At 62.5% G+C, this 285-nt stretch carries 1 rRNA gene; it reads right to left on the bottom strand.

The annotated features are described in order from the left end of the window. Positions 1-285 (bottom strand): 23S ribosomal RNA (locus AC27E8_RS00205); the annotation flags it as partial.

Genomic DNA, 285 nt, shown 5'->3' with positions numbered 1-285 from the left:
CACCGGGTCACTAAGCCCGACTTTCGTCCCTGCTCGACCTGTCCGTCTCGCAGTCAAGCTCCCTTTTGCCTTTGCACGCTCCGCGCGATTTCCATCCGCGCTGAGGGAACCTTTGGGCGCCTCCGTTACCCTTTAGGAGGCGTCCGCCCCAGTCAAACTGTCCGCCTGACACTGTCCCGCCTCGCGTCCTCACAAGGCCGGTTAGAACAACCGTGTCCCAAGGGTGGTATCCCAACGCCGACTCCACTCAGGCTGGCGCCCAAGCTTCTCCGTCTCCCACCTATC

The organism is Alicyclobacillus sp. CIJ1 (assembly GCF_057538885.1).
The sequence above is the reverse complement of the archived record's forward strand: the minus strand, read 5'-3'. Positions and strand labels throughout refer to the sequence as shown.